Here is a 21,811-nt window from a genome sequence, read left to right as displayed (position 1 = left end):
GCGTGGATTTAGGAGAAGTTGCAACTTTTCTAAAAAGCTTGAAAATCATTTTAAAGCCTTTGATTTGACTTTCTTTTACCTTAATAACGGATTTGTTTAACGCCAGCATACTTTTTGAAACACCACCCTTAAACGATATGTTCCTGTAGGAACTTCAATCCAGTAATAATGATTATGCAAAAGACTTGGAATATGTTCTTGATTGATAAACAGGCTGGCAGCGACAATTTCCTGACGGTTCCATCTGGAATCAGGACGGTATAAATACACGATGGCGGCTTGATCATGTTGTGGTTTCACCGTTTGAAACTGATTGCCCTGCTTTTGATTGACCCAGCCACCAATAGTAAACATACCAATACGATGCTGTTCCACAAAGCCCGGTTTTTTTTCAAGATCAATATTTTTTAGAGTGCTGAGTGACTGTGTAGGCTCAACGACGGCTTTCTTACCATGACACCCCAGCAATGCCAAACTGCTGATGAGTACAATTGCGACTCCACGCATGCTTATCCCTCACTGCGTCTTTATTCTTTTATATGCAAGTGCTTTGCGATTTATTTTTTATAAGTTTTAGGCATCCACGCCTAGTCAATCAGATTAACACCCAGCTTTATTTTTGGAAATAAAAAACCTGCGAAAACACGGAGTTTTCGCAGGTTTCGGATGAATAGCAGTTAAGCAGATTTGCTATTCACCACTTTTAAATCTATTTTTGTCGCTGTCTCTTGCTGCTCATGCGGTTGACGCTCGGCACGATATTCTGGCTCTGCTTCACCTTTAATCACCGCTTCATTGACGACCACCGTGCCGACATCGCTACGGCTTGGCAGGTCATACATGGTTTCGAGTAATGAATTTTCCAGGATCGAACGTAGACCACGCGCGCCAGTATTACGCTCAACCGCTTTTTTCGCCACGGCACGTAATGCGGATTCTTCAAAGACCAGATCCACGTCTTCCATATCAAACAGATGTTGATACTGACGGGTTAATGCATTCTTCGGTTCAGTCAGAATCTGCATCAATGCTTCTTCATCTAACTCATCCAAAGTGGCAATCACCGGCAAACGACCAATAAATTCTGGAATCAAACCAAATTTTACCAGGTCAGTTGCTTCAACTTGACGGAACAGATCAGACAGCTTCTTGGTTTCATCTTTTTTACGCACTTCTGCGGTAAAGCCGATGCCACCTTTTTCCTGACGCTGCTGCACAATTTTCTCAAGTCCAGAGAATGCACCACCACAGATAAACAGAATGTTGGATGTATCAATCTGAATGAATTCTTGCTGCGGATGCTTACGGCCACCTTGGGGCGGAATCGAAGCAACCGTACCTTCGATCATTTTCAATAAAGCCTGCTGTACGCCTTCACCCGATACATCACGCGTAATCGATGGATTTTCAGACTTGCGGGTAATCTTGTCGATCTCGTCGATATAGATAATGCCCTTCTGTGCTTTCTCGACATCGTAATCGGCTTTTTGCAAAAGCTTCTGTACAATGTTTTCTACATCTTCACCCACATAACCTGCTTCTGTCAGTGTGGTTGCATCTGCCATGGCAAAGGGTACATCAAGAAGGCGCGCCAGCGTTTGTGCCAACAAGGTTTTGCCTGAGCCCGTCGGGCCGACCAGCATGATATTACTTTTTGAAAGTTCAACTGAATCGTCAGCTTTTTTGCCATTATTCTGCACTTTCAGGCGCTTGTAATGGTTATACACTGCAACCGACAAGGTCTTTTTTGCGATATCCTGACCAATGACATATTGATCCAAGGCCGCACGGATTTCCTGTGGTTTCGGCAAAGGACGATTGGCCCAGTCATTGGTTTCCACCTGTTGACTGGTTTGAACCAAATCTAAGCATACGTCCACACATTCGTTACAAATGTATGCGTCCTCGCCTGCAATCAGCTTCCCGACTTCAGACTGCGTTTTACCGCAAAATGAACAATGCTTTTGTCCTTGAGGATGTTCGGACATATTTACTCCACTATCTGAATCTTTAAAACTTATGGACGTTTAGTTAAAACTTCGTCCACAAGACCGTATTCTTTCGCTTGCTGAGCAGTCATAAAGTTATCACGGTCTGTATCGCGTGCTACTTTCTCGTATTCCTGACCGCTGTGTTCAGCCATTAAACGATTTAAACGTTCTTTAATAAATAGAATTTCACGGGCATGAATTTCAATATCCGAAGCCTGACCACGGAAACCACCGAGTGGCTGATGAATCATAACACGGGCATTTTCTAAGCAGTAACGCTTACCTTTAGTTCCGGCATTGAGCAGGAAGGCACCCATAGATGCTGCCTGCCCCATACAATAGGTCACCACGTCAGGTTTGATAAACTGCATGGTGTCATAAATTGCCATACCTGCAGTCACTGAACCACCTGGCGAGTTGATATATAAATGAATATCTTTATCTGGATTTTCAGCCTCTAAAAACAACATTTGCGCAACGATAAGGTTCGCCATATTGTCTTCAACTTCGCCCGTCATAAAAATTACACGTTCACGCAAAAGGCGTGAATAAATATCAAAAGAACGCTCACCACGAGAGGATTGTTCTACCACCATTGGCACTAAAGCGTTTTCAATCGTTGGAACATACATACGTTTATTTATTCCTAAATTTTTTGTGACCTAACCCATAATCACAATATGAGGGATAATCACTGAAATTGCAAAAAATTCGCCAATAAATCCATCATATTTTTTGCATTAGTTTTGTGAAAATCAGAAATGCTTTTTTTCAGGCATCAATATCAATGACCTCCCCATAAATGAGGAGGTTTGCCACACCAATCATGGTGTTTACTAGGCTCATGCCTGACAAGTGGTGCAAGCGTATTTCTACTCCCACCTTTTTTACCTAAAATTAGGCTGTCGGCATATCAGGTTGATTGACTTCAACCTTAGCAATAGAAGCTTGTTCTATTACCATCGAAGGGTCAGATTGAGAAACAAACTCAATGCCTTTGCGATGTATATTCATTGCGCCAATACGATCATCATTTGATTGATAATGACAACGCTTACAGTCAAAGTGATGCTTTTTCTTATCACGATTTGATTTTTCACGGTGTCCACATTTCGGGCAAGTTTGTGATGTGTATTTGGGGTCAATCAAAATAACAGACTGACCATTTTCTTTGGCTTTATAGCAGAGTAATTGCTTAAACTGATAGAACGCCCACGATACACTGACATAGCGGTTTTTCAGACGTACCTTTTCGGTTGCCTGCCTTATACCTGTCAAATCCTCAAGAACGAATACAGTGCCTTTTGGATGCTTTTGAGTGAGTGCCTTTGTGATCTGATGATTAACATCAGTCATATAACGGTTTTCTCTACTCCCAATCTGCTTAAGCCTATGCCTTGCAGACGAAGTTTGTTTCTCCTGTAAAGATTTGCGTATTGCTTTAAATATGCCACGCTTCTGTTTAACTATTCCACCCCGATAGAAGTCAGTTTTTCCTTTACTAGCGTAGGTGGTTGCAAGATGGTTGATGCCCAGATCAACACCGACCACATTAGTAACGTCATCAATTGTTAAAGCAGGGGCTTCCTTGCTCATTGGGATATGTAAAAACCATTTCCCGAATTTATTAACCATCTTGGCAGAACCAAACTTGGTTTTAGCTTTCTGAAATTGATTTAAAGGTTTTTTAGCGAAATTAACCTTGATGCGCCCTGAGCTTACACCTAACGAAAACTGATTACCTACAAGTGAGTAATCACGATTCCATACAAGGTCGTAATCGTTACCACTAAATTTCACCAATGACCAATCGTGACCATTTGACTTAGCAGACTTATATCGAGCAACAACGGTTTTAATCACAGACTGAGTAAATTGGGCTTTTGTGCCTAATTCAGACCGCATTTGGTCATAAACAAGATAGTGCAATTTAACTTGATTGAGAATTTTATTTTGAAAAACTTTTTTTGACAACCAATTACAAGCAAGCGAATACAGCTCAAACATTTGTTTAAGCTCAAGAACTTGTTGCTTGTTCGGGAATATCTGCACTTTAGCAGTTATTACGAGGGTATCATTTTTCATAACTTTATCATTAATTGAAATGCTTTGAAAAACAAGTTTATTTGGCTTGTATTCTAAAAAAATCCTCCGTTTCCTCCACCCCTAAAGAGAGGTGGTTTCCACAGAGAGTTCGATGAAAAAAAGGCGCATCAAGCGCCTTTTTTATGGAAAGCTAAAATTAAGCTTGTTGACGAGCTTGCTGCTCTTTCAATAAGTCTTCATAGCTTACAGTCGCATCAGTTACTTTAGCAGAAGCCAAAATGTAATCAACAACTTGGTCTTCTAGTACAACAGCTTCGATTTGTTGACGTTGTTGCGCATCGTTTTTGAAGTATTCGATCACTTCGTTTGGATCTTCATAAGAAGATGCCATGTCTTGGATATACGCTTCAACACGTGCAGCATCTACTTCGATTTTCGCATCAGCTAAAACACGGCTAACCAATACGCCAAGTTTTACAGATTTTTCAGCTTGTTCTTTGAACAATTCGTCTGGAAGCATGCTTGAATCAAATGCTTGCGCACCTTGAGCACCGAACTGTTGAGTGAACTGCTGAATCATTTGTTGACGTTGACGGTCAATTTCTTGAGCAAGCATAGCCGCTGGAAGTTCAACTTCGTTTGCAGCAACAAGCGCATCAAAAGTCGCACCTTTTACCTGGTTACGCAGGCCGTTTTTCACTTCACGTTCCATGTTTTTACGAACGTCAGCTTTCAACTTCTCAACGCCTTCTTCTTCAGATACACCGAAGATTTCCAGGAATTCAGCATCAATTTCTGGAAGTTTTTGTTTTTCAACAAGCTTCACAGTGATTTTGAATTGAGCTTGTTTACCAGCAAGGTTTTCAGCTTGGTAATCTTCAGGGAAAGTTACATCAATCACTTTCTCTTCGCCTTTCTTCATACCAACGATGCCGTCTTCGAAGCCAGGAATCATACGGCCAGAACCGAGTACAAGTTTGAAGTCTTCAGCAGCGCCGCCTTCAAATTTCTCGCCATCAACCGTACCTTCAAAATCGAAAGTCACTTGCATGTCTTTTTTAGCCATGCCTTTGGTTTCAGCCCAAGCAGCACGTTGTTTTTGAAGATTTTCGATCATCTTCTCAACGTCTTTATCGTTGACTTCAGTTGCTTTACGTTCAACTTCCAGACCTTCGAATTTCACTTCAACTTCTGGATAAACTTCAACAGTCGCTGTATATACCAGCGCGTCGTCTTTCATTTCAGTTTTTTCGATGTTTGGCATGCCCACAGCATTGATTTTCTCTTGCTGGATTGCTTCGAAAACTGTGTCACGAATAATATCGTTTACCACTTCTTGGTAGATACCCGCGCCGTATTCACGACGAACTACGTTTACAGGCACTTTACCTGGACGGAAGCCGTTGATCTTCGCAGTTTTAGCAGTGCGTTTTAAACGAGCTTCAAATTGCTCATTAATACGGCTCGTCGGTACAGAAACATTTAAACGACGGGCAACGCCCGAAACCGCTTCAGAAGTTACTTGCATGGCTTCCTCTATATATTAGGTTATAACAGGTTTATAAAAATGTGCCACATTATATGACAACATTTAAGGATATACAAAAAATACGCGCGAGTTCCAGTTTTTAAACCCTTTTTTTACTTGAATTGGCATCTTTTCAAATATTCAGGTGATTAAATTGAAATGAAGGAATTGTATATTTTTATTGCAAATGATAAATATTATCATTAATATTCCTGAAATTTGATTTGAATCTTTAACTTTCTCCATCTCGGAATTTCGGTTATGCGTAATTTTAATCTTCGCCCACTTGCAGTGGCTATTCTTGGGGTTACAGCTGCTTCTGCACATGCTGAAACAAATAATACCACTGTACCAGTAACACAATTGTCTACGATTGTGGTTTCAGCGGCGGGTTATGAACAAAAGATTAAGGACGCACCCGCTTCAATTACTGTACTCACCGAAGAAGATTTTAAAACAAAACGTATTACTTCTTTAGCAGATGCTTTAAGCGATGTAGAAGGTATTGATATTAGTCCTACGGCTGGTAAAACAGGCGGTCTAGATATTAGCATTCGTGGCTTACCATCTGAGTACACACTTGTACTCATTGATGGTCGCCGTCAAAACAGTACCGGCGATATTACACCGAATGGCTTTGGTGAAACAAAAAATAATTTTATTCCTCCATTGTCTGCAATTGAACGCATCGAAATTATTCGTGGCCCGGCATCTACCTTATATGGTTCGGATGCAATGGGAGGTGTCGTAAATATTATTACTAAAAAAGTAAGCAGCGAATGGACCGGTTCGATTGGTTTAGAAGGATCAATCTTGCCGAAAAGCTCTGATTTTGGTAACCAACGTAGTATCGATTTGTATGCAACTGGTCCCTTAGTACAAAACCTTTTGGGCTTACAAATTCGCGCAAAACATTGGGAACGTGACGAATCGAATGTAACTAGAGATATTGACCAAACAACATTAGGTACAGGTAATAATCCATCTGAAGGTAAAATTGATACCCTAGGTGCACGTTTAACATTAACACCCACAGACAAGCATGACATATCTATTGATGCAGAGTCTCAGCGCCAATCATATGAAAATCCGAAAAATACCAGCGGTTTCCAATTAGGTACTGTAGGCCCAGCAGGTGGCTATGATAATGAGATGGAATTTAATCGTGATAAATATGTGCTAGCTCATCAATGGCGTAATGACATTGGTACTTTAGACAGCAGCATTACCCGTAATGAAAGTGAAACTGTTGGTCGTCTTATTCCATCACGTATGCAAGGTGGCGATTTAGTTACTAAAACCCCGCGACTAATTGAAAGTGAAGATACTATTTTTGATACTAAACTGTCTGTAAATTCAATAGCAAATCATAACTTGATCTTAGGTGGCCAATGGTGGGATGCCAGCATTTCAGATGGCCTACGTTCATCTAAACCTGAGGTTAACTTTACTCAAGTTGGTTTGTTTGCAGAAGATACATGGAATATCTTACCAAACTTCGCCTTAACATTAGGTCTGCGTTATGATGATCACGATACTTTTGGTGATTTCATTACTCCTCGTGCTTATGCTGTTTGGAATGTTAACGATACTTGGACACTAAAAGGCGGTTATTCAGAAGGCTATAAAGCTCCTCGTTTAGAACAGTTGACAAATGGTGTAGTAAACGTTGGACGTCAAGGTGCTCAACCTATTTTTGGTAATCAAAATTTAAAACCTGAAACTAGCGATAACTATGAGCTTGGCATTTATTTCACACCTAATAATGACTTAAATATTAACTTGACAGGTTTTATCAGTACCGTTGAAGATAAAATTGTTTCAGGTGCAATCACAGATACTTCGGTAAATACAGGTGGCAATCCAGGTGAATGTTTAGTAAACCAAACTTGTGCAGACTATTTAACTGGTCTCGGCACTCCATGGCAGTGGCTTAATCAATCCAGTGATCGTGCTTTTATGATCACTCGACCTGACAACGTTGATGAAGTTGAAATTTATGGTACAGAGCTAGGTATTAATTGGGGCTTTGCTGAAGATTGGAAATTAAACTTTAACTACACTTGGACTGAAACTGAGGTTACCAAAGGTAAAGATAAAGGGAAAAAGTTACAAGACACCCCTGAGCATATGTTTAATGCAACTGTAAAATGGAATGTCGCTGACAATGCTGATCTTTGGTTACGTGGTGAATACCGTACCGAACGCTCTCGCTTCAAAACCACAAACTTAACTGGAGATGATCTTACTGTTTATAATACGTTGGGTGACTATGAGGCATATGGTTTAATGCACTTAGGCACAAATTATGCCGTGAATGATAACTGGGATATTGGTGTTGCACTCTACAACATTTTCGATAAAGACTTTAATAAGTATGAAATCGTTGATGGTACTGCCTATAACTTATATAGCAATACCCAAGAAGGTCGTCGCGTTCAGTTAAGTACAACTTTTAAATTCTAAGAAATACATCTCTTAAAAAAACCCTGCCCTGGCAGGGTTTTTTTCTTATCGTGCGATCAATACTTTCCAAAACATTGCTAATTCATGCCCTTCTAATAAACATCATTATTCTCAATAAAAAGTTAACAATCAGCTTTATTTATCAATATTTATTAAAATCAATTGTTTAATCAAGTATTGATATAACATTACATTTGAAATCTCATTTAATATTTTCTTAAAGATCATGAATTCCTATGACAAAAGGATAAAAATAAAAACAAGAATCATTATTATTCTCATACTTTTTTAATATTCATTTTTTAGGTTTAACATGACTTTCATTAAAACACGTAAAAAAATCGTTTCCTCTGCAATTGTTTCATCTTTATCAATGGTGGCTGGATCTGCGATGGCAGAAGAACAGGTGATCCAGTTAGAGACGATTCATCAAGAAGTCAAAGCTGAACCGGCACCTAGCTTCAAAGTAAGCCAATCTGCAAACAGCAAATTTGTAGCGCCTTTACTCGATACCCCCAAGTCAGTTGCGCTCATTTCAAAACAGTTAATTGAAGATACACAAGTCACTACCTTAAGTGATGCCTTGCGTACAGTTCCAGGGATTACCTTGGGCGCGGGTGAAGGTGGCAATCCAAACGGTGATCGTCCTTTTATTCGGGGTTATAATTCTGAAAGCTCCATGTATGTAGACGGCGTACGCAACGCCACTTCACAGAACCGTGAAATGTTTGCTGTCGAACAGGTTGAAGTCACCAAAGGTTCTGCATCTGCCATGGGCGGTGCAGGAACGACTGGTGGTAGTATCAACATGATTTCTAAAGTTGCTAAAGCGGGTGACTTTCTAGAAGGTTCTGTCGCGGGTGGTACTGACAACTATCAACGCATAACCTTGGATGGCAATAAAGATTTTGGAAATGGTATAGCAGCACGTGTGGCCGTGATGGGTCACCATAATGAAAAAGCTGGCCAGAAAAATGGTGCCGAATATAAACGTGCCGGTATTGCACCGAGTATTGTATTTGGTCTGGACACCCCTACCCGTGCGACTTTAAGTTATTACTATTTAAAATCGGATGACACGCCGGATTCAGGGGTTCCTTATAAGTATGATGCGGCAAAAAAAGCCACCGTCGGTAAACCTGTCGATGTAAAACAGGGCATTTATTATGGTTTATTAAGTCGTGATTTCCAGAAACAGGAAAATCAGATCGGTACCATCAAACTGGAACACGATTTAACGGATAACCTGACCCTGAGTAATACAGCGGTATATAGCACTGCCAAAAATGACTACTTATGGACCCAGCCAGATGACTCCAAAGGGAACGTGCTGAATGATAAAGTCTGGCATCGTATAAACTCACGTATTACTGATACCAACATCTTTACCGACCAGCTTGCTTTGACAGGTAAGTTTAATACAGGTGCATTCAAGCATAGCTTTAATATAGGTGCAGAGTACTCAGATCAAAAATCTGACAAAGGTAACTACTTAACAAGTTATCCAGGCTATCCAGGTACCACCACAGGTGGTTTCAACAGCGACTGTGCTATCAACGATGCATGGTGTACATCATTAACTAATCCAGACTCACGTGATCAATGGTTGGGCTCTTCCGCAGCCAACAAAAATCTCACGACAACCACGACCGAGACTACATCTGTCTATCTCTTAGATAATATCGAGTTTAGCCCGCAATGGTTATTAGATTTGGGTTTACGTTGGGATAAATTTGATACCAAGCAAACCACAAACGCGACTGGCGACTCTATTGAAAATAATACCGATTTCCTGACCTATCAGGCTGGATTAATCTTTAAACCTGTTGAAAATGGTTCTATCTATGCAAGTTATGCGACTTCTGCCAATCCGGTCGGTGTAGATGGCGGGGATGGTTCAGAAGCAATTGGCCAAGTCTATATGGACTTAGATCCAGAAGAGAGCCGTACCTTTGAAATCGGTACAAAGTGGGATGTATTAAATGAAAGACTGAGTTTAACCGCTGCCGTGTTCCGTACTGAAAAACAAAATACACGGATTCAACTGGATGCTGCTACATATACCAATGGCGGCGAAACCCAAGTAGACGGTCTTGAGCTGGGCGTAAATGGCCAAATTACGGATAAATGGGCTGTATCTGCTGGTTATACTTATCTCGACAGTGAAACTGTGAACCCGGGCCCATCCTGTAACCGTCAAGGGGTATGTACACCTGACAATCCTGCCAAAGGTAAGCAAATGCAGAATGTACCTAAAAATTCTGCAACCCTTTGGACTACCTATGCTGTAACACCTGCTTTAACTTTAGGAGCGGGTGCTGTTGCAATGGATAAAGTTTATGGTGATGCAGCCAATACCAAGTGGGTTCCAGGTTATGTCCGTTATGATGCCATGGCGCGTTATAACGTGAATGAAAATGTTGATTTGCAATTAAACGTCAACAACCTGTCTGATGAACGTTACTTCACTAAAGCTTATGCCTCTCACTATGCCACTGAAGCAGAAGGCCGCAGTGCAGTGCTGGCAGTCAACTTTAAATATTAATTCGATATAAGCGCATAGCCTCCTGATGGGAGGCTATGCTATTTTGAAAATGCAATTATTCGAGGGTTTCCAGTGCTGCATCATATTCCAAATGTACTGAGCAAAGAACAGGTGCAATATTTCCGTGAGGAGATGAAGAAGATTGAGTGGGTCAATGGCAAAGTCACCGCGGGTACACTCTCTGCCAGCGTGAAACAGAATCAGCAATTGCCTGAAGATCATCCACTCACTCATCATCTCAGCAATATTATTCTGGAATCTCTGGGACAGCATGCTTTATTTTTATCAGCGGCAATTCCTCTGGATATTATTCCTCCCCTGTTTAACCGCTATGAAAATAATGAATCTTTCGGCTTTCATGTCGATAATTCGATTCGTCGTATTCGTGGGAGCAATGAACGTCTCAGAACAGATTTATCCTGTACGGTTTTTTTGAGTGAACCTGAAGAATATGCCGGTGGTGAACTGGTGGTTGAAGACACCTATGGCTATCACGAAGTAAAACTGCCTGCCGGGGATATGATTCTGTATCCATCCACCAGTTTGCATGAAGTCACCCCAATCACCTCAGGTTGCCGAATTGCCTCATTTTTCTGGATACAAAGCATGATTCGTGATGATGCAGAACGGCATATGCTGTTTAATCTGGATCAAAGCATTCAAAACTTGAGAATGCAACTGGGCGATCAGCATGCAGAAGTTATGAAACTGACCAATTTGTATCACAACCTCATGCGCAAATGGGCCGAGCTTTAAAAGCTTGCCCGGATTAAATGCCTTTAGCCATCTAGGGCTATTTTTTCTAAAAATATAGGCTGATATGGCATGATTGGGTGTAAAAAATAACGGCTTATTTCAAAATCAAGAAAATATAAAACACTATACTTAAAATATATGGGAATATTTTTCAAAACTTAAAGCTTATAAGAAAATCTTTATTAAGATACGACTAAAATCTATTAAAAAAGCAAAAACTTTTCGGTTTAACTGGATTAAACTTAAAGTTATAAGTTGATCATGCAGGTTTTTTTGATTAAAACTAAATCCCAAATATTCCAGAAGATTTTTAGTTTTAATGCTGGTTCCAATCTGTATGTAGACGATTATAGACACAATCTATTCGGTAACCTTTGCCAGTGCTTCAACCAAGCGCAGACTCTATCAGGTTACACAAGGAGCTCTCTCATGATGTTGGCTGATCCAAGTAAAAAATACCGTCGCATGTATCAACGTGTGGACTTACCAGACCGTCAATGGCCGAACAATGAAATCAACAAAGCGCCAATCTGGATGAGTACTGACCTGCGTGATGGTAACCAGGCGATCTTCGAGCCAATGAACATGGAGCAAAAATTCAAGATGTTCCAGATGTTGGTGAAAATCGGTTTCAAGCATATTGAAATTGGTTTCCCTTCAGCATCGCAAATTGACTTTGATTTCACTCGTAAATTGATTGAAGAAGATCATATTCCTGAAGATGTTTATATCGAAGTTTTGGTTCAAGCCCGTGATCATTTAATTGCTCGTACCTTTGAATCTTTACAGGGTGCAAAACGTGCCATTGTGCATATCTACAACTCCAATTCACCGACTTTCCGCGAGAAAGTCTTAAATGTAGATGTAGCGGGCGCAAAACAATTAGCCGTCAATGCAGCACAAAAAGTCAAAGAATATGCCGCAAAACAGCCTGAAACTGAATTTGTCTTCCAGTACAGCCCGGAATGTTTCACTGCGACTGAATTAGAAGTTGCAAAAGATGTCTGTGATGCTGTGACTGAAATCTGGGAAGCATCACCGACCAATAAAGTGATCTTGAACTTGCCAGCAACGGTAGAAGTTTCAGGTCCACATATCTATGCCGATCAAATCGAATGGATGCACCGCAACATTCAGCGTCGTGACGGCGTGATTATTTCAGTGCACTGTCATAATGACCGTGGTTGCGGCATCGCGGCATCTGAATTGGCGATTATGGCTGGTGCCGATCGTGTTGAAGGTTGTGTGTTTGGGAACGGTGAGCGTACCGGTAATGTCGATGTGGCAGCAATCGCATTGAACATGTATACCCAAGGTGTTGCGCCAAACCTGGATTTCTCCAATATCAATGAAATTATCGCGACTGTAGAAGAATGTACCGGTTTGCCAGTACATCCACGTCATCCATACGCAGGTGATTTGGTCTTTACTGCATTCTCCGGCTCACATCAGGATGCGATCAAAAAAGGTTTCGAATTCCAGAAAGACCAAGAAATGTGGGATATGCCATATTTACCAATCGATCCAAAAGACTTGGGCCGTGACTATGATGCGGTGATTCGCGTTAACTCACAGTCAGGTAAAGGCGGTATCGCCTACTTGTTAGAATCGAATTACAACGTGACTTTACCACGTCGTTTACAAATCGAGTTCTCGCAAATTGTACAAAAACGTACCGATGAACAAGGCACTGAAATTTCTGCAACCGAGATCTGGAAGTTGTTTAAAGAGACTTATGTCGATGTTAAACATGTACATTACTCAACTAAGAACTACAAGTTATCGGATGACAATGGCAATCAGGTGATTGAGCTGGATCTTGAAGTTGAGGGTCAGTCCCGCCGTGTTCGCGGTGAAGGCAATGGTCCAATTTCTGCAATCTTGGATGCACTTCAGTTACCGATTGATGTGGTGAACTATGAAGAGCGCAGCATCAGTTCAGGTGCGCATGCCAAAGCCTTGGCCTTGATTGAACTGCAAGTCAAAGGCACTGGCAAGTCTGCCTTTGGTGCGGGTGTGCATGACAACATCGTGACCTCTTCGATCGAAGCAATTCTTGCATCGACCAACCGTCTGATTGATCAAGGTGTATTAAGCACTGATCAGGTAATCGCTGCTGCGGTCTAACCGGCTGTATTAGAATTAGCGATAATTCATAGCACTAAAATGACTTTAGAAGGATATCCGCTAGTGGTATCCTTTTATTATTCATACTCAAGATTTTAAGGCGAATCCTCCCCGTGTCTTTTCCAGCTGACTCAGTGGGCATTGTTGTCCCACAAAAGTTCCAATTTGAAGAGCCGTTAGAGCTTGAATGCGGTCGCATCCTCCCCCGTTTTGAACTGATGGTTGAAACTTACGGTACCTTAAATGCTGACAAGTCGAATGCCATTCTGATTTGTCATGCCCTTTCTGGTCATCATCATGCCGCAGGTTATCATCATGAAGATGATAAAAAGGCCGGCTGGTGGGACGCCTGTATTGGTCCCGGCAAAGCCATTGATACTGCAAAATTCTTTGTGGTTTCACTGAATAATATTGGGGGCTGTAGTGGCTCTACCGGTCCAACCTCACCAAATCCTGAAAATGAAAACCGTCCTTATGGTCCAGATTTTCCGCTGGTCACGGTCCGCGACTGGGTTAAAACTCAGGCTTTATTGTCCGATCGTTTAGGCATTCAGACTTGGGATGCCATCATTGGTGGTTCACTCGGTGGCATGCAGGCACTGCAATGGTCAGTGGATTACCCGAACCGTTTAAGAAAATGTGTGATTATTGCCAGTGCGCCAAAACTTTCAGCACAGAATATTGCCTTTAATGAAGTAGCACGTCAGTCAATTTTGTCTGATCCTGACTTCCACAACGGCCGTTATCTGGAAAATGACAGCTATCCCAAACGTGGCCTGATCCTGGCGCGTATGGTCGGTCATATTACCTACCTGTCCGAAGAAGCCATGAAGCAGAAATTTGGCCGTGATCTGAAATCTGGCAAATTTATGTATGGTTTTGATGTCGAATTCCAGGTCGAAAGTTATTTGCGTTATCAGGGTGAACAGTTCAGCCGTAACTTTGATGCCAATACCTATCTGATCATGACCAAAGCACTGGATTATTTTGATCCGTCACGTGAATATGAGCAGTCACTGAAAAAAGCCATGGCCCATACCCAGTGCAAATTTTTGGTGGTGTCCTTCACGACTGACTGGCGTTTTACCCCTGCCCGCTCGCAGGAAATTGTGGATGCATTAATTAGCAACCATAAACCGGTGAGCTATTTAGATATTGATGCCGAACAGGGTCATGATTCCTTCCTGTTCCCGATTCCCCTGTATGTAAAATCTTTGCGTGCATTCCTGGGTGGTGAAGAACACCTGAAAGCCACACCGAAGGAGGCCGTATAATGCGTATCGATCAACAACTCGCTGAAAAGTGGATTAAGCCCGGTTCTAGCGTGCTCGACCTGGGTTGTGGCGATGGTGAATTGCTGGCACAAATGAGTAAAAAACACGATATTCGTGCATACGGATTGGAAATTGATCAGGAAAAGATTGCAATTGCGGTCAGTCGCGGGTTAAATATCATCCAACAAGACTTAAACCTCGGTTTAAGCCGCTTTGCCGACCAGTCTTTTGACAATGTGGTCATGGCACAAGCTTTGCAGGCTGTAGATGCACCTGACGTATTATTGCGTGATATGGTGCGTGTAGGGAAACAGGCCATTATTACGTTTCCAAACTTTGCCCACTGGAAGACCCGTTCTTTCTTGGCGATCAAAGGAAAAATGCCGGTTTCTGAAGCCTTGCCTTATATGTGGTATAACACCCCGAATATCCACTTATGTACATTCCGTGACTTTGAAGCACTCTGTGCGGAAAATAACATCAAAATTATTAATCGACTCGCTGTGAACGGGAATCAAGAAGATAGTTTGCTCAGCAAACATCTCCCTAATCTATTTGGTGAAGTCGCAATTTATCGAGTGAGCGCGCTATGAAAAAATTATTATTAGGTACGACGCTACTGGCTGGACTTTTTGGCATGCAAGCCCATGCAGACTATGTTGCTCCAAGTCCTTCTGTTGCCAGTCAAGCGGCTCAGTATTCAGTAATGGATATCAACAGTCTGATCAAAGCAGCTAAAGCAGGTCAGGCCGGTGCACAGTTTTATCTGGCCACCAAATACCAGTATGGCAAAGACATTCAAAAAGATGAACGACAGGCCTTTGCCTGGTACAAAGCTGCTGCCGATCAAGGTTTAGCCGTGGCGCAGTTAAATGTCGGCCGTATGCTGGCAGATGGCATGGGCACCCGAAAAGATGAAGCGCTGGCACGTCAGTATTTTGAAAAAGCAGCCAGCCGTGGTGATAACCGTGCCAGCTTTAACCTGGCCATGATGGAAGAGAAAAAGAAAAACTACATGGGTGCTTATCAGTGGTATGAACTGTCTACCCGTGATGGCATGCTCGACAATAAAGTGATTACCCTTTCTGAAGGCAAGAAAACAGCATTGGCGGCCAACTTGACCCAGGAACAGATCCGTCAGGCGCGTGACCGTGCCGACAGATGGATTCAGGCACAATAAAGCTGAATGGTATAAATAGCACCTTCGGGTGCTTTTTTATTGCCTACAAACCCGCAATGGCAGTTAAAATAGCACGATTGATATTTAGAGAATGAGTGACACATGGCTTCTACAGATTGGTTATCCCAAGGCACACTGGTATTGGCAAGTAATAACAAAGGTAAAATTGCCGAGTTTGAGAAAATGTTTGCTGAATTACAATTACCTGTTGAAGTCGTGGCGCAAGGTAAATTGAATATCGAAGATGCCATCGAAGATGGCTTAAGCTTTGTTGAAAATGCCATTATCAAGGCACGTCATGCCTCTAAAATCTCAGGTAAACCTGCGATTGCCGATGACTCAGGCATTTGTGTGCCAGTTCTTGGCGGAGCTCCTGGGATCTACTCAGCACGTTATGCCGGTGAACATGGCAATGATGCCGCCAACAATAAGAAACTGCTGGCAGATTTGAAACCATTGCGTAAAGATAGCGAAGCGATTGAAGGCATGTTTGTCTGTGTACTGGCACTGGTTCAACATGCTGAAGATCCACTGCCACAAATTTTCCAGGGCATCTGGACGGGTGAAATTTTAGAAGCAGCACGCGGTGAAAATGGCTTCGGTTATGACCCGCTGTTCTGGTTGCCGGAACTCGGTATTTCCAGTGCAGAAATGAGCAAAGAAGAAAAGAATAAAATCAGTCATCGTGGTCAGGCCATGCAGCTGTTTAAAGCCAGTTTGGCGAAATAATTTGTTTTACCCCTCCCTTTTCCAAAGGGAGGTCGGGAGGGATTCAAATTTACCTCTTATCAAGAATCCCCCTAAATCCCCATTTTTCAAAGGGGGGGGGACTTTATAACTCTTTCTAGCCTTCTCTCCAAAAAAGGAAACTTTATAGCGTAGGCATCACCGCATGCAACACCAGCCCATAGATCCCAATCAAAATTGCACTCGCAATCGTCCCCGAAGCAATATATTTGGCAGAATGCCCTGTGCCCTGATAATGGGTTTCTAAAGCCACGATGTTCGCTGCCGGTGGCAATAAGAAATACATCATCATTACACTATAAGTCAGGAGCTGATGTGGAATCGGCAAGAATATATAGGCAATACCAGCCAAGCCTAATGCAAAAATAAAGCGCCCGCTGATCAGCACCAGACTGCGCTTTAAATCCCTCAGCTGAATACGGACATGACGAAGCCACATGCCCAAAATGCACATTCCTGCAAAAGTGACTAAAAATTTATTGGCTGCATATGCCCATTGAAGGGTGGGATGAAACTCATAATGACTAAAGTCCCAAAATGATAAAACCCCTGCAATACTGAGTGCGATCACCGGTGGCGATTGCAGGATATTTTTCAGAATAAATGTCCAATCTTGGCGAGTTTGGCTCACGGCAATGACAGCACTGACATTCCCAAATAATGAGCCACCAATATAAAGTGCAATCATGGTCGACATTGCGTCAGTGCCAAACACTGCTAAGGCAAACGGCAGACCGAGCCATACGCCATTCAAATAGCTAAAACACAGCGCACGCAATTTATCTTTGGCAAAATAATAAAACAGGCTAAACAGCACAATTGAACTAAAAATACTAAAGCCCATCAGCCACAGACTGCCCGCTTTATAAAACACCATATTGTAAATAATCAGCACAGGAATCAGGACACGTGCCAATAAAGCCGCCAAGACAGGTCGAACCGGCTTTAAATATTGCACACCCCAATAACCAATCAAAAAAGACAGCAGGGGAAGAATCAAGGCCATGACAGTGCTGCTGAGATTTCCATATCAGGTTATATGCTAGCACAGCATCCTTTTCATCTAATGATAGATTTTTCATATGAATTACTCATTACCCTGCTGCCGTGTCGGCAAACTGTCATTAAAGCGTCACTGCATTGTCATACAAGCCTGCTGAGATAGGGGCATGAAATATAGAGGATAAAATAATGGCAGGATTATCAATTTGGCATGTGCTGATTTTTGCAATTGTGGTGATTTTATTGTTTGGTACATCGAAGCTGAAAAACCTGGGTAAAGATGTCGGCGGTGCAATTAAAGACTTTAAAAAATCAGTCAAAGATGAAGAAGCAGAAATGGCCAAGCTGCAAGAACCGCGAACGATTGATGCACAAGTCAAAACCCCTGAAACCTCGATCAAGAGTTAAGAGTCCGCTATGCTCAATATCGGAATGACCGAGCTGCTGATTTTCGGGATTATTGCACTTCTGGTGCTTGGGCCAGACAAGTTGCCTGAGGCAGTCCGTTTTGTCGGAACATGGTATGGCAAGATCAAGCGCATGGTCAGCAATGTTCAGAACGATCTGGATCGTGAATTACGCTTGTCCGAACTGCGAGAACAGATGCAGGCCGAAATGCAGCGGATCCAGCAACTGGAAGCCAAGATGCAGGCACAAATGGCAGATTTGCAGCAGCCGATTGCAACTGATGAATTAAAAGTAAAGCCTCAGGCTGCCCAGCCCGTGCTTCGCTATCAGCCTGTAGTACAGCCCGTATCAGTGGTGTATTTACCTCAGCCTGCACAAACTCAAGCAGTGATTTCCCAACAACGCTATACAGAAATGAAGGTGGCCGTATGACGTCTTCACCGACCACACCTGCTTCAAATGATGCTGCAGCGCTGAACCTTGAAGAGATGCCGATTACCCAGCATTTGGTGGTGTTAAGAAAACATCTGTTTAAAGTGGTTGCTGTCCTGATTGGCCTGTTTTTCTGTTTGCTGCCTTTCGCCAATCAGACCTATCAATGGTTATCTGAACCTTTACGGGCACAATTGCCTGCCAGCTCGACCATGATTGCCACGGATGTGACGGCAACATTCATGGCACCGTTTAAGCTGAATTTCTTTGTGGCGCTGATGATCACAATGCCGTTCATCTTGTATCAGCTTTGGACCTTTATTAAGCCTGCGTTGTATGCCAAAGAAAAGAGCCTGGCCCTGCCGCTTTTGATCGGTAGTATTGTGCTGTTTTACACCGGGATCTGCTTTGCCTACTTTGTGGCTTTGCCGTCTATTCTGCATTTTTTTATCAGTGTCTCACCGGAAACAGTGGCCCCGATGACTGACATCAACAGTTATCTCAGCTTCTGTTTAAAACTGTTTCTGGTCTTTGGTTTTACCTTTGAAATCCCGATTATTACCCTGATTTTGATCCTGATTGGAGTGGTTTCAACCCAGACGCTGGTCGAAAAACGCCGCTTTATTATCGTTGGCTGCTTCTTTGTGGCGATGTTTGTGACCCCACCCGATGCGCTGTCAATGATCATGCTGGCCATCCCCATGTGGTTACTGTTTGAACTGGGTTTACTGGCAGGAAAGCTGATTGAAAAACGCCGTTTAACCGATCAACAATAACAAGAATCCAAAAACAAAAAGAATCGTATTTAACTCAGGCAGCCTTGGCTGTCTTTTTGTTTAAATTTACACCAATATATTGATTTATTTAACTTTATTGAAATATAGACTTAACCATTTTGTCATACTTTAGGTCTAATTTGTTCATAACTTTATAACCAAGCCTTTTTTGCTAGGAACTAAAAATGACATACCAAACACCCTATCATGAAGATCAAGAGCTAGATAATAACAACTCAAATAACATGCACTTTCGTGATATTTTAGAGCAGCGTATTTCTCGTCGTAGCTTAATTAAAAAAACAGCTAGTGGCGCTGCAGCATTGGCTTTGGCTTCTAGCCTGACCGCATGTAGCGATGACGATGATAATGCAAATATTGGGGATGATGAGAACAAACCAACTCCTCCAGCGGACAACAATGTACGTCCAGAAAAATTAAGCTTTAGCCCGGTGAAGAAAAACCTGGATGACTGGGTTACTGTTCCTGAAGGCTATACAGCCACTGTCCTCTATGCAATGGGTGACTCGATTCATCCACTTTACCCAGACTGGAATGATAGCGAGGTTCCATCGGGTCCAAGCTTTCAATTCCGTGCGGGTGACTGCCATGATGGTATGAGCTATTTTGGTTTAAGCACTAAAACTGGCCGTTATGAGGAAAATGCATCTGAGCATGGCCTGCTGGTGATGAACCATGAATACATCAATCAAACTTTTTTACACCCTAAGGGTGCAACTAAAGTAGATGGTCGCCGTCCAGAAGATGAAGTCATTCGTGAAGTGAATGCACATGGTGTTTCAATTGTGCATGTTAAGAAAAATACAGAGTCTCAGGCTGTTGAAATTGTAAAATCATCTCCCTTTAACCGCCGTATTACGGCTTCAACAGTGATGGATTTTGCTGGGCCGGTAACGACCTCTCCATTAATCCACACAGCTTTCTCTCCTAACGGTCGTCAAACTCGCGGTACACAAAATAACTGTGGTAATGGCTATACACCATGGGGTACATATTTAACTGCCGAAGAAAATTTTATTGGTTATTTCCAACGTTCAGGAACAGACCAGTATGCAGCACGCACTGAAGCTGAAAAAATAGCACTTAAACGTTATGGCTTAGGTTTAGAGATTTCTTATCAAACTGAAAAAAATGCCGACGGTACAGTTAAACGTGATGAGAAAGGCAGCATCATTTATATTAAAGATGCCTTTGGTGAAAAAATCCCTGAACTGGATGACCAAGGCCGCACTATTTATTTAGATAAATCTTCTCGTTATGCCTGGGAAACAGCGCCAGCAAGTCTTGAATCACAAGATATGTATGACCGTTGGTCAGCGGACGTTACTAAGGCGTCAGCAAGTCAAGACTATCGTAATGCACCGAATACCTTTGGCTGGATTGTAGAGATTGATCCATTTGATAGTCGCTCAAACCCAGTAAAACGTACAGCTTTAGGTCGTTTTGCGCATGAAGACTGTCGTGCTAGCCGTGCCGTTGAAGGTCAACAGTTTGCCTTCTACATGGGCGATGACTCACGTGGTGAATACATTTACAAATTTGTCTCTGATGCAAAATGGGATCCAAAAGATATCAATACCGGCTACCGTGCTGGTGACAAATATATGAATAACGGTAAGTTCTATGTGGCCAAGTTCAATGCAGATGGAACTGGTCAATGGATTGAACTTGCTCATGGTAAAAACGGTTTAACTGCACAAAATGCAGTATATCCATTTAGCTCTGATGCAGATGTATTAACTTTTGCACGTTTAGCAGGCGATGCCGTTGGTGCAACGAAGATGGACCGCCCTGAATGGGTAGCTGTTAACCCAGAGAATGGTGAGGTCTACGTTACCCTGACCAATAACAGTAACCGTGGCAATAACTCGGCACAACCTGTTGATGCTGCCAACCCACGTAATTACTCAGATCCTGAAGGCGGTAAAGGTAATGTGAATGGCCATATTATTCGCTTTAAAGAGGAAAATACCGCATCAGAAAGCTTTGAATGGGATATCTACTTGTTCGGTGCTGAAGCATCGATGGATGCCAATATCAACCTGTCTGGCTTAAATGATAATAATAATCTGTCTTCACCAGATGGTATGTGGTTTGACCCTCGCGGTGTACTCTGGATTCAGACTGATGACGGCGCTTATACAGATGTAACCAACTGTATGATGCTGGCAGCATTACCTGGACAAGTTGGTGATGGTGGTGTAGTAACAACCTCTAATGGTCAAGCAACAATTGCTGGTGCCAAAGTGACCGATGAAAATCTACGTCGCTTCCTGACCGGTCCAGTAGAGTGTGAAATCACTGGTGTCACCATGACACCGGACTACAAAGCAATTTTCATCAACGTACAACATCCGGGTGAAGATTCTAAAAAATTTGATGCTCCAACCAGTAACTGGCCTGCCAGCCAAACAGATCGTTCGAACAAGACAGCACGTCCACGTTCAGCAACTGTTGTGATTACGCGTAATGATGGAGGCACCATTGCTAGCTAAGTAATTTTTTGTCTAAC

General features: G+C 42.3%; 17 protein-coding genes and 2 pseudogenes. 13 read left to right on the top strand and 6 right to left on the bottom strand.

The genetic code is table 11. From position 1 onward, the window contains the following. Positions 1-100, top strand: a pseudogene (locus FTV30_RS11460) (IS1 family transposase); the annotation flags it as partial. 29 nt (positions 101-129) lie between these two features. On the opposite strand, the pseudogene FTV30_RS11455 reads toward FTV30_RS11460, so the two are convergent. The 5 genes and pseudogenes from FTV30_RS11455 to tig form a co-directional block, all read right to left on the bottom strand. Next, positions 130-507: pseudogene (locus FTV30_RS11455) on the bottom strand (DUF2846 domain-containing protein); the annotation flags it as partial. Between the two features lie 170 nt (positions 508-677). Continuing rightward, the gene (gene clpX / locus FTV30_RS11450) at positions 678-1,988 is read right to left on the bottom strand and encodes an ATP-dependent protease ATP-binding subunit ClpX (protein WP_005095585.1); all 1,311 of its coding nucleotides are present in this window, start codon (positions 1,986-1,988) and stop codon (positions 678-680) included. 29 nt (positions 1,989-2,017) lie between these two features. Then, positions 2,018-2,623: an ATP-dependent Clp endopeptidase proteolytic subunit ClpP gene (gene clpP / locus FTV30_RS11445; protein ID WP_005095582.1), complete on the bottom strand. Its 606-nt coding sequence runs from the start codon at positions 2,621-2,623 to the stop codon at positions 2,018-2,020. Positions 2,624-2,888: 265 nt separating this feature from the next. Beyond that, positions 2,889-4,076, bottom strand: coding sequence for an RNA-guided endonuclease TnpB family protein (locus FTV30_RS11440; protein WP_218208810.1), 1,188 nt, complete (start codon positions 4,074-4,076; stop codon positions 2,889-2,891). Between the two features lie 157 nt (positions 4,077-4,233). Next, positions 4,234-5,565 (bottom strand): trigger factor, encoded by a 1,332-nt coding sequence (gene tig, locus FTV30_RS11435; protein WP_005095580.1) that lies wholly within the window; start codon positions 5,563-5,565, stop codon positions 4,234-4,236. A 261-nt stretch (positions 5,566-5,826) separates the two neighbouring features. Here tig and FTV30_RS11430 point away from each other — a divergent pair, with 261 nt between their 5' ends. The 8 genes from FTV30_RS11430 (at position 5,827) to rdgB (ending at position 16,642) form a co-directional block, all read left to right on the top strand. Beyond that, positions 5,827-8,031, top strand: coding sequence for a TonB-dependent receptor domain-containing protein (locus FTV30_RS11430; protein WP_180001636.1), 2,205 nt, complete (start codon positions 5,827-5,829; stop codon positions 8,029-8,031). Between the two features lie 313 nt (positions 8,032-8,344). Next, a complete protein-coding gene (locus FTV30_RS11425; RefSeq protein ID WP_180001635.1) occupies positions 8,345-10,576 on the top strand; it encodes a TonB-dependent siderophore receptor in 2,232 nt (743 codons plus the stop codon). Between the two features lie 72 nt (positions 10,577-10,648). Further along, positions 10,649-11,332, top strand: coding sequence for a Fe2+-dependent dioxygenase (locus FTV30_RS11420; RefSeq protein WP_180001634.1), 684 nt, complete (start codon positions 10,649-10,651; stop codon positions 11,330-11,332). A 429-nt stretch (positions 11,333-11,761) separates the two neighbouring features. Further along, positions 11,762-13,459: a 2-isopropylmalate synthase gene (leuA, locus tag FTV30_RS11415; protein ID WP_005095570.1), complete on the top strand. Its 1,698-nt coding sequence runs from the start codon at positions 11,762-11,764 to the stop codon at positions 13,457-13,459. A gap of 113 nt (positions 13,460-13,572) precedes the next feature. Then, positions 13,573-14,733 (top strand): homoserine O-acetyltransferase, encoded by a 1,161-nt coding sequence (locus FTV30_RS11410; RefSeq protein ID WP_005095567.1) that lies wholly within the window; start codon positions 13,573-13,575, stop codon positions 14,731-14,733. After that, a complete protein-coding gene (metW, locus tag FTV30_RS11405) occupies positions 14,733-15,326 on the top strand; it encodes a methionine biosynthesis protein MetW (RefSeq protein ID WP_005095565.1) in 594 nt (197 codons plus the stop codon). The genes FTV30_RS11410 and metW overlap by 1 nt, the downstream gene beginning before the upstream one ends. Then, a complete protein-coding gene (locus FTV30_RS11400) occupies positions 15,323-15,913 on the top strand; it encodes a tetratricopeptide repeat protein (RefSeq protein WP_100534625.1) in 591 nt (196 codons plus the stop codon). Before metW ends, FTV30_RS11400 begins: the two co-directional genes overlap by 4 nt. A 102-nt stretch (positions 15,914-16,015) precedes the next feature. Further along, positions 16,016-16,642: an RdgB/HAM1 family non-canonical purine NTP pyrophosphatase gene (gene rdgB / locus FTV30_RS11395; RefSeq protein WP_180001633.1), complete on the top strand. Its 627-nt coding sequence runs from the start codon at positions 16,016-16,018 to the stop codon at positions 16,640-16,642. Between the two features lie 142 nt (positions 16,643-16,784). On the opposite strand, the gene FTV30_RS11390 is transcribed toward rdgB, so the two are convergent. Beyond that, positions 16,785-17,666, bottom strand: coding sequence for a hypothetical protein (locus tag FTV30_RS11390; protein WP_005172765.1), 882 nt, complete (start codon positions 17,664-17,666; stop codon positions 16,785-16,787). A gap of 185 nt (positions 17,667-17,851) precedes the next feature. On the opposite strand from FTV30_RS11390, the gene tatA reads away from it, so the two are divergent. The 4 genes from tatA to FTV30_RS11370 all read left to right on the top strand — a co-directional run bounded on the left by tatA (position 17,852) and on the right by FTV30_RS11370 (position 21,794). Continuing rightward, positions 17,852-18,070, top strand: coding sequence for a Sec-independent protein translocase subunit TatA (gene tatA, locus FTV30_RS11385; RefSeq protein ID WP_100355649.1), 219 nt, complete (start codon positions 17,852-17,854; stop codon positions 18,068-18,070). Positions 18,071-18,079: 9 nt separating this feature from the next. Further along, positions 18,080-18,502 (top strand): Sec-independent protein translocase protein TatB, encoded by a 423-nt coding sequence (tatB, locus tag FTV30_RS11380; protein ID WP_005095555.1) that lies wholly within the window; start codon positions 18,080-18,082, stop codon positions 18,500-18,502. Next, complete coding sequence (tatC, locus tag FTV30_RS11375; protein ID WP_180001632.1) at positions 18,499-19,278, top strand: twin-arginine translocase subunit TatC; 780 nt, start codon at positions 18,499-18,501, stop codon at positions 19,276-19,278. Before tatB ends, tatC begins: the two co-directional genes overlap by 4 nt. A gap of 185 nt (positions 19,279-19,463) precedes the next feature. Then, complete coding sequence (locus FTV30_RS11370; protein WP_180001631.1) at positions 19,464-21,794, top strand: PhoX family phosphatase; 2,331 nt, start codon at positions 19,464-19,466, stop codon at positions 21,792-21,794. Positions 21,795-21,811 lie beyond the last annotated feature (17 nt).

Source organism: Acinetobacter sp. YH12255, from assembly GCF_013417355.1.
Taxonomy (GTDB): domain Bacteria; phylum Pseudomonadota; class Gammaproteobacteria; order Pseudomonadales; family Moraxellaceae; genus Acinetobacter; species Acinetobacter pseudolwoffii.
This window is presented reverse-complemented; position numbering and strand designations above follow the sequence as displayed.

Bases quoted from the DNA above. Each gene is read 5' to 3' on its own strand.
- clpP (WP_005095582.1), bottom strand. From the start codon at position 2,623: ATGTATGTTCCAACGATTGAAAACGCTTTAGTGCCAATGGTGGTAGAA.
- rdgB (WP_180001633.1), top strand. From the start codon at position 16,016: ATGGCTTCTACAGATTGGTTATCCCAAGGCACACTGGTATTGGCAAGT.
- FTV30_RS11390 (WP_005172765.1), bottom strand. From the start codon at position 17,666: ATGGCCTTGATTCTTCCCCTGCTGTCTTTTTTGATTGGTTATTGGGGT.
- FTV30_RS11370 (WP_180001631.1), top strand. From the start codon at position 19,464: ATGACATACCAAACACCCTATCATGAAGATCAAGAGCTAGATAATAAC.
- FTV30_RS11400 (WP_100534625.1), top strand. From the start codon at position 15,323: ATGAAAAAATTATTATTAGGTACGACGCTACTGGCTGGACTTTTTGGC.
- tatA (WP_100355649.1), top strand. From the start codon at position 17,852: ATGGCAGGATTATCAATTTGGCATGTGCTGATTTTTGCAATTGTGGTG.
- clpX (WP_005095585.1), bottom strand. From the start codon at position 1,988: ATGTCCGAACATCCTCAAGGACAAAAGCATTGTTCATTTTGCGGTAAA.
- FTV30_RS11430 (WP_180001636.1), top strand. From the start codon at position 5,827: ATGCGTAATTTTAATCTTCGCCCACTTGCAGTGGCTATTCTTGGGGTT.
- FTV30_RS11425 (WP_180001635.1), top strand. From the start codon at position 8,345: ATGACTTTCATTAAAACACGTAAAAAAATCGTTTCCTCTGCAATTGTT.
- tatB (WP_005095555.1), top strand. From the start codon at position 18,080: ATGCTCAATATCGGAATGACCGAGCTGCTGATTTTCGGGATTATTGCA.
- leuA (WP_005095570.1), top strand. From the start codon at position 11,762: ATGATGTTGGCTGATCCAAGTAAAAAATACCGTCGCATGTATCAACGT.
- metW (WP_005095565.1), top strand. From the start codon at position 14,733: ATGCGTATCGATCAACAACTCGCTGAAAAGTGGATTAAGCCCGGTTCT.
- FTV30_RS11440 (WP_218208810.1), bottom strand. From the start codon at position 4,076: ATGAAAAATGATACCCTCGTAATAACTGCTAAAGTGCAGATATTCCCG.
- tatC (WP_180001632.1), top strand. From the start codon at position 18,499: ATGACGTCTTCACCGACCACACCTGCTTCAAATGATGCTGCAGCGCTG.
- tig (WP_005095580.1), bottom strand. From the start codon at position 5,565: ATGCAAGTAACTTCTGAAGCGGTTTCGGGCGTTGCCCGTCGTTTAAAT.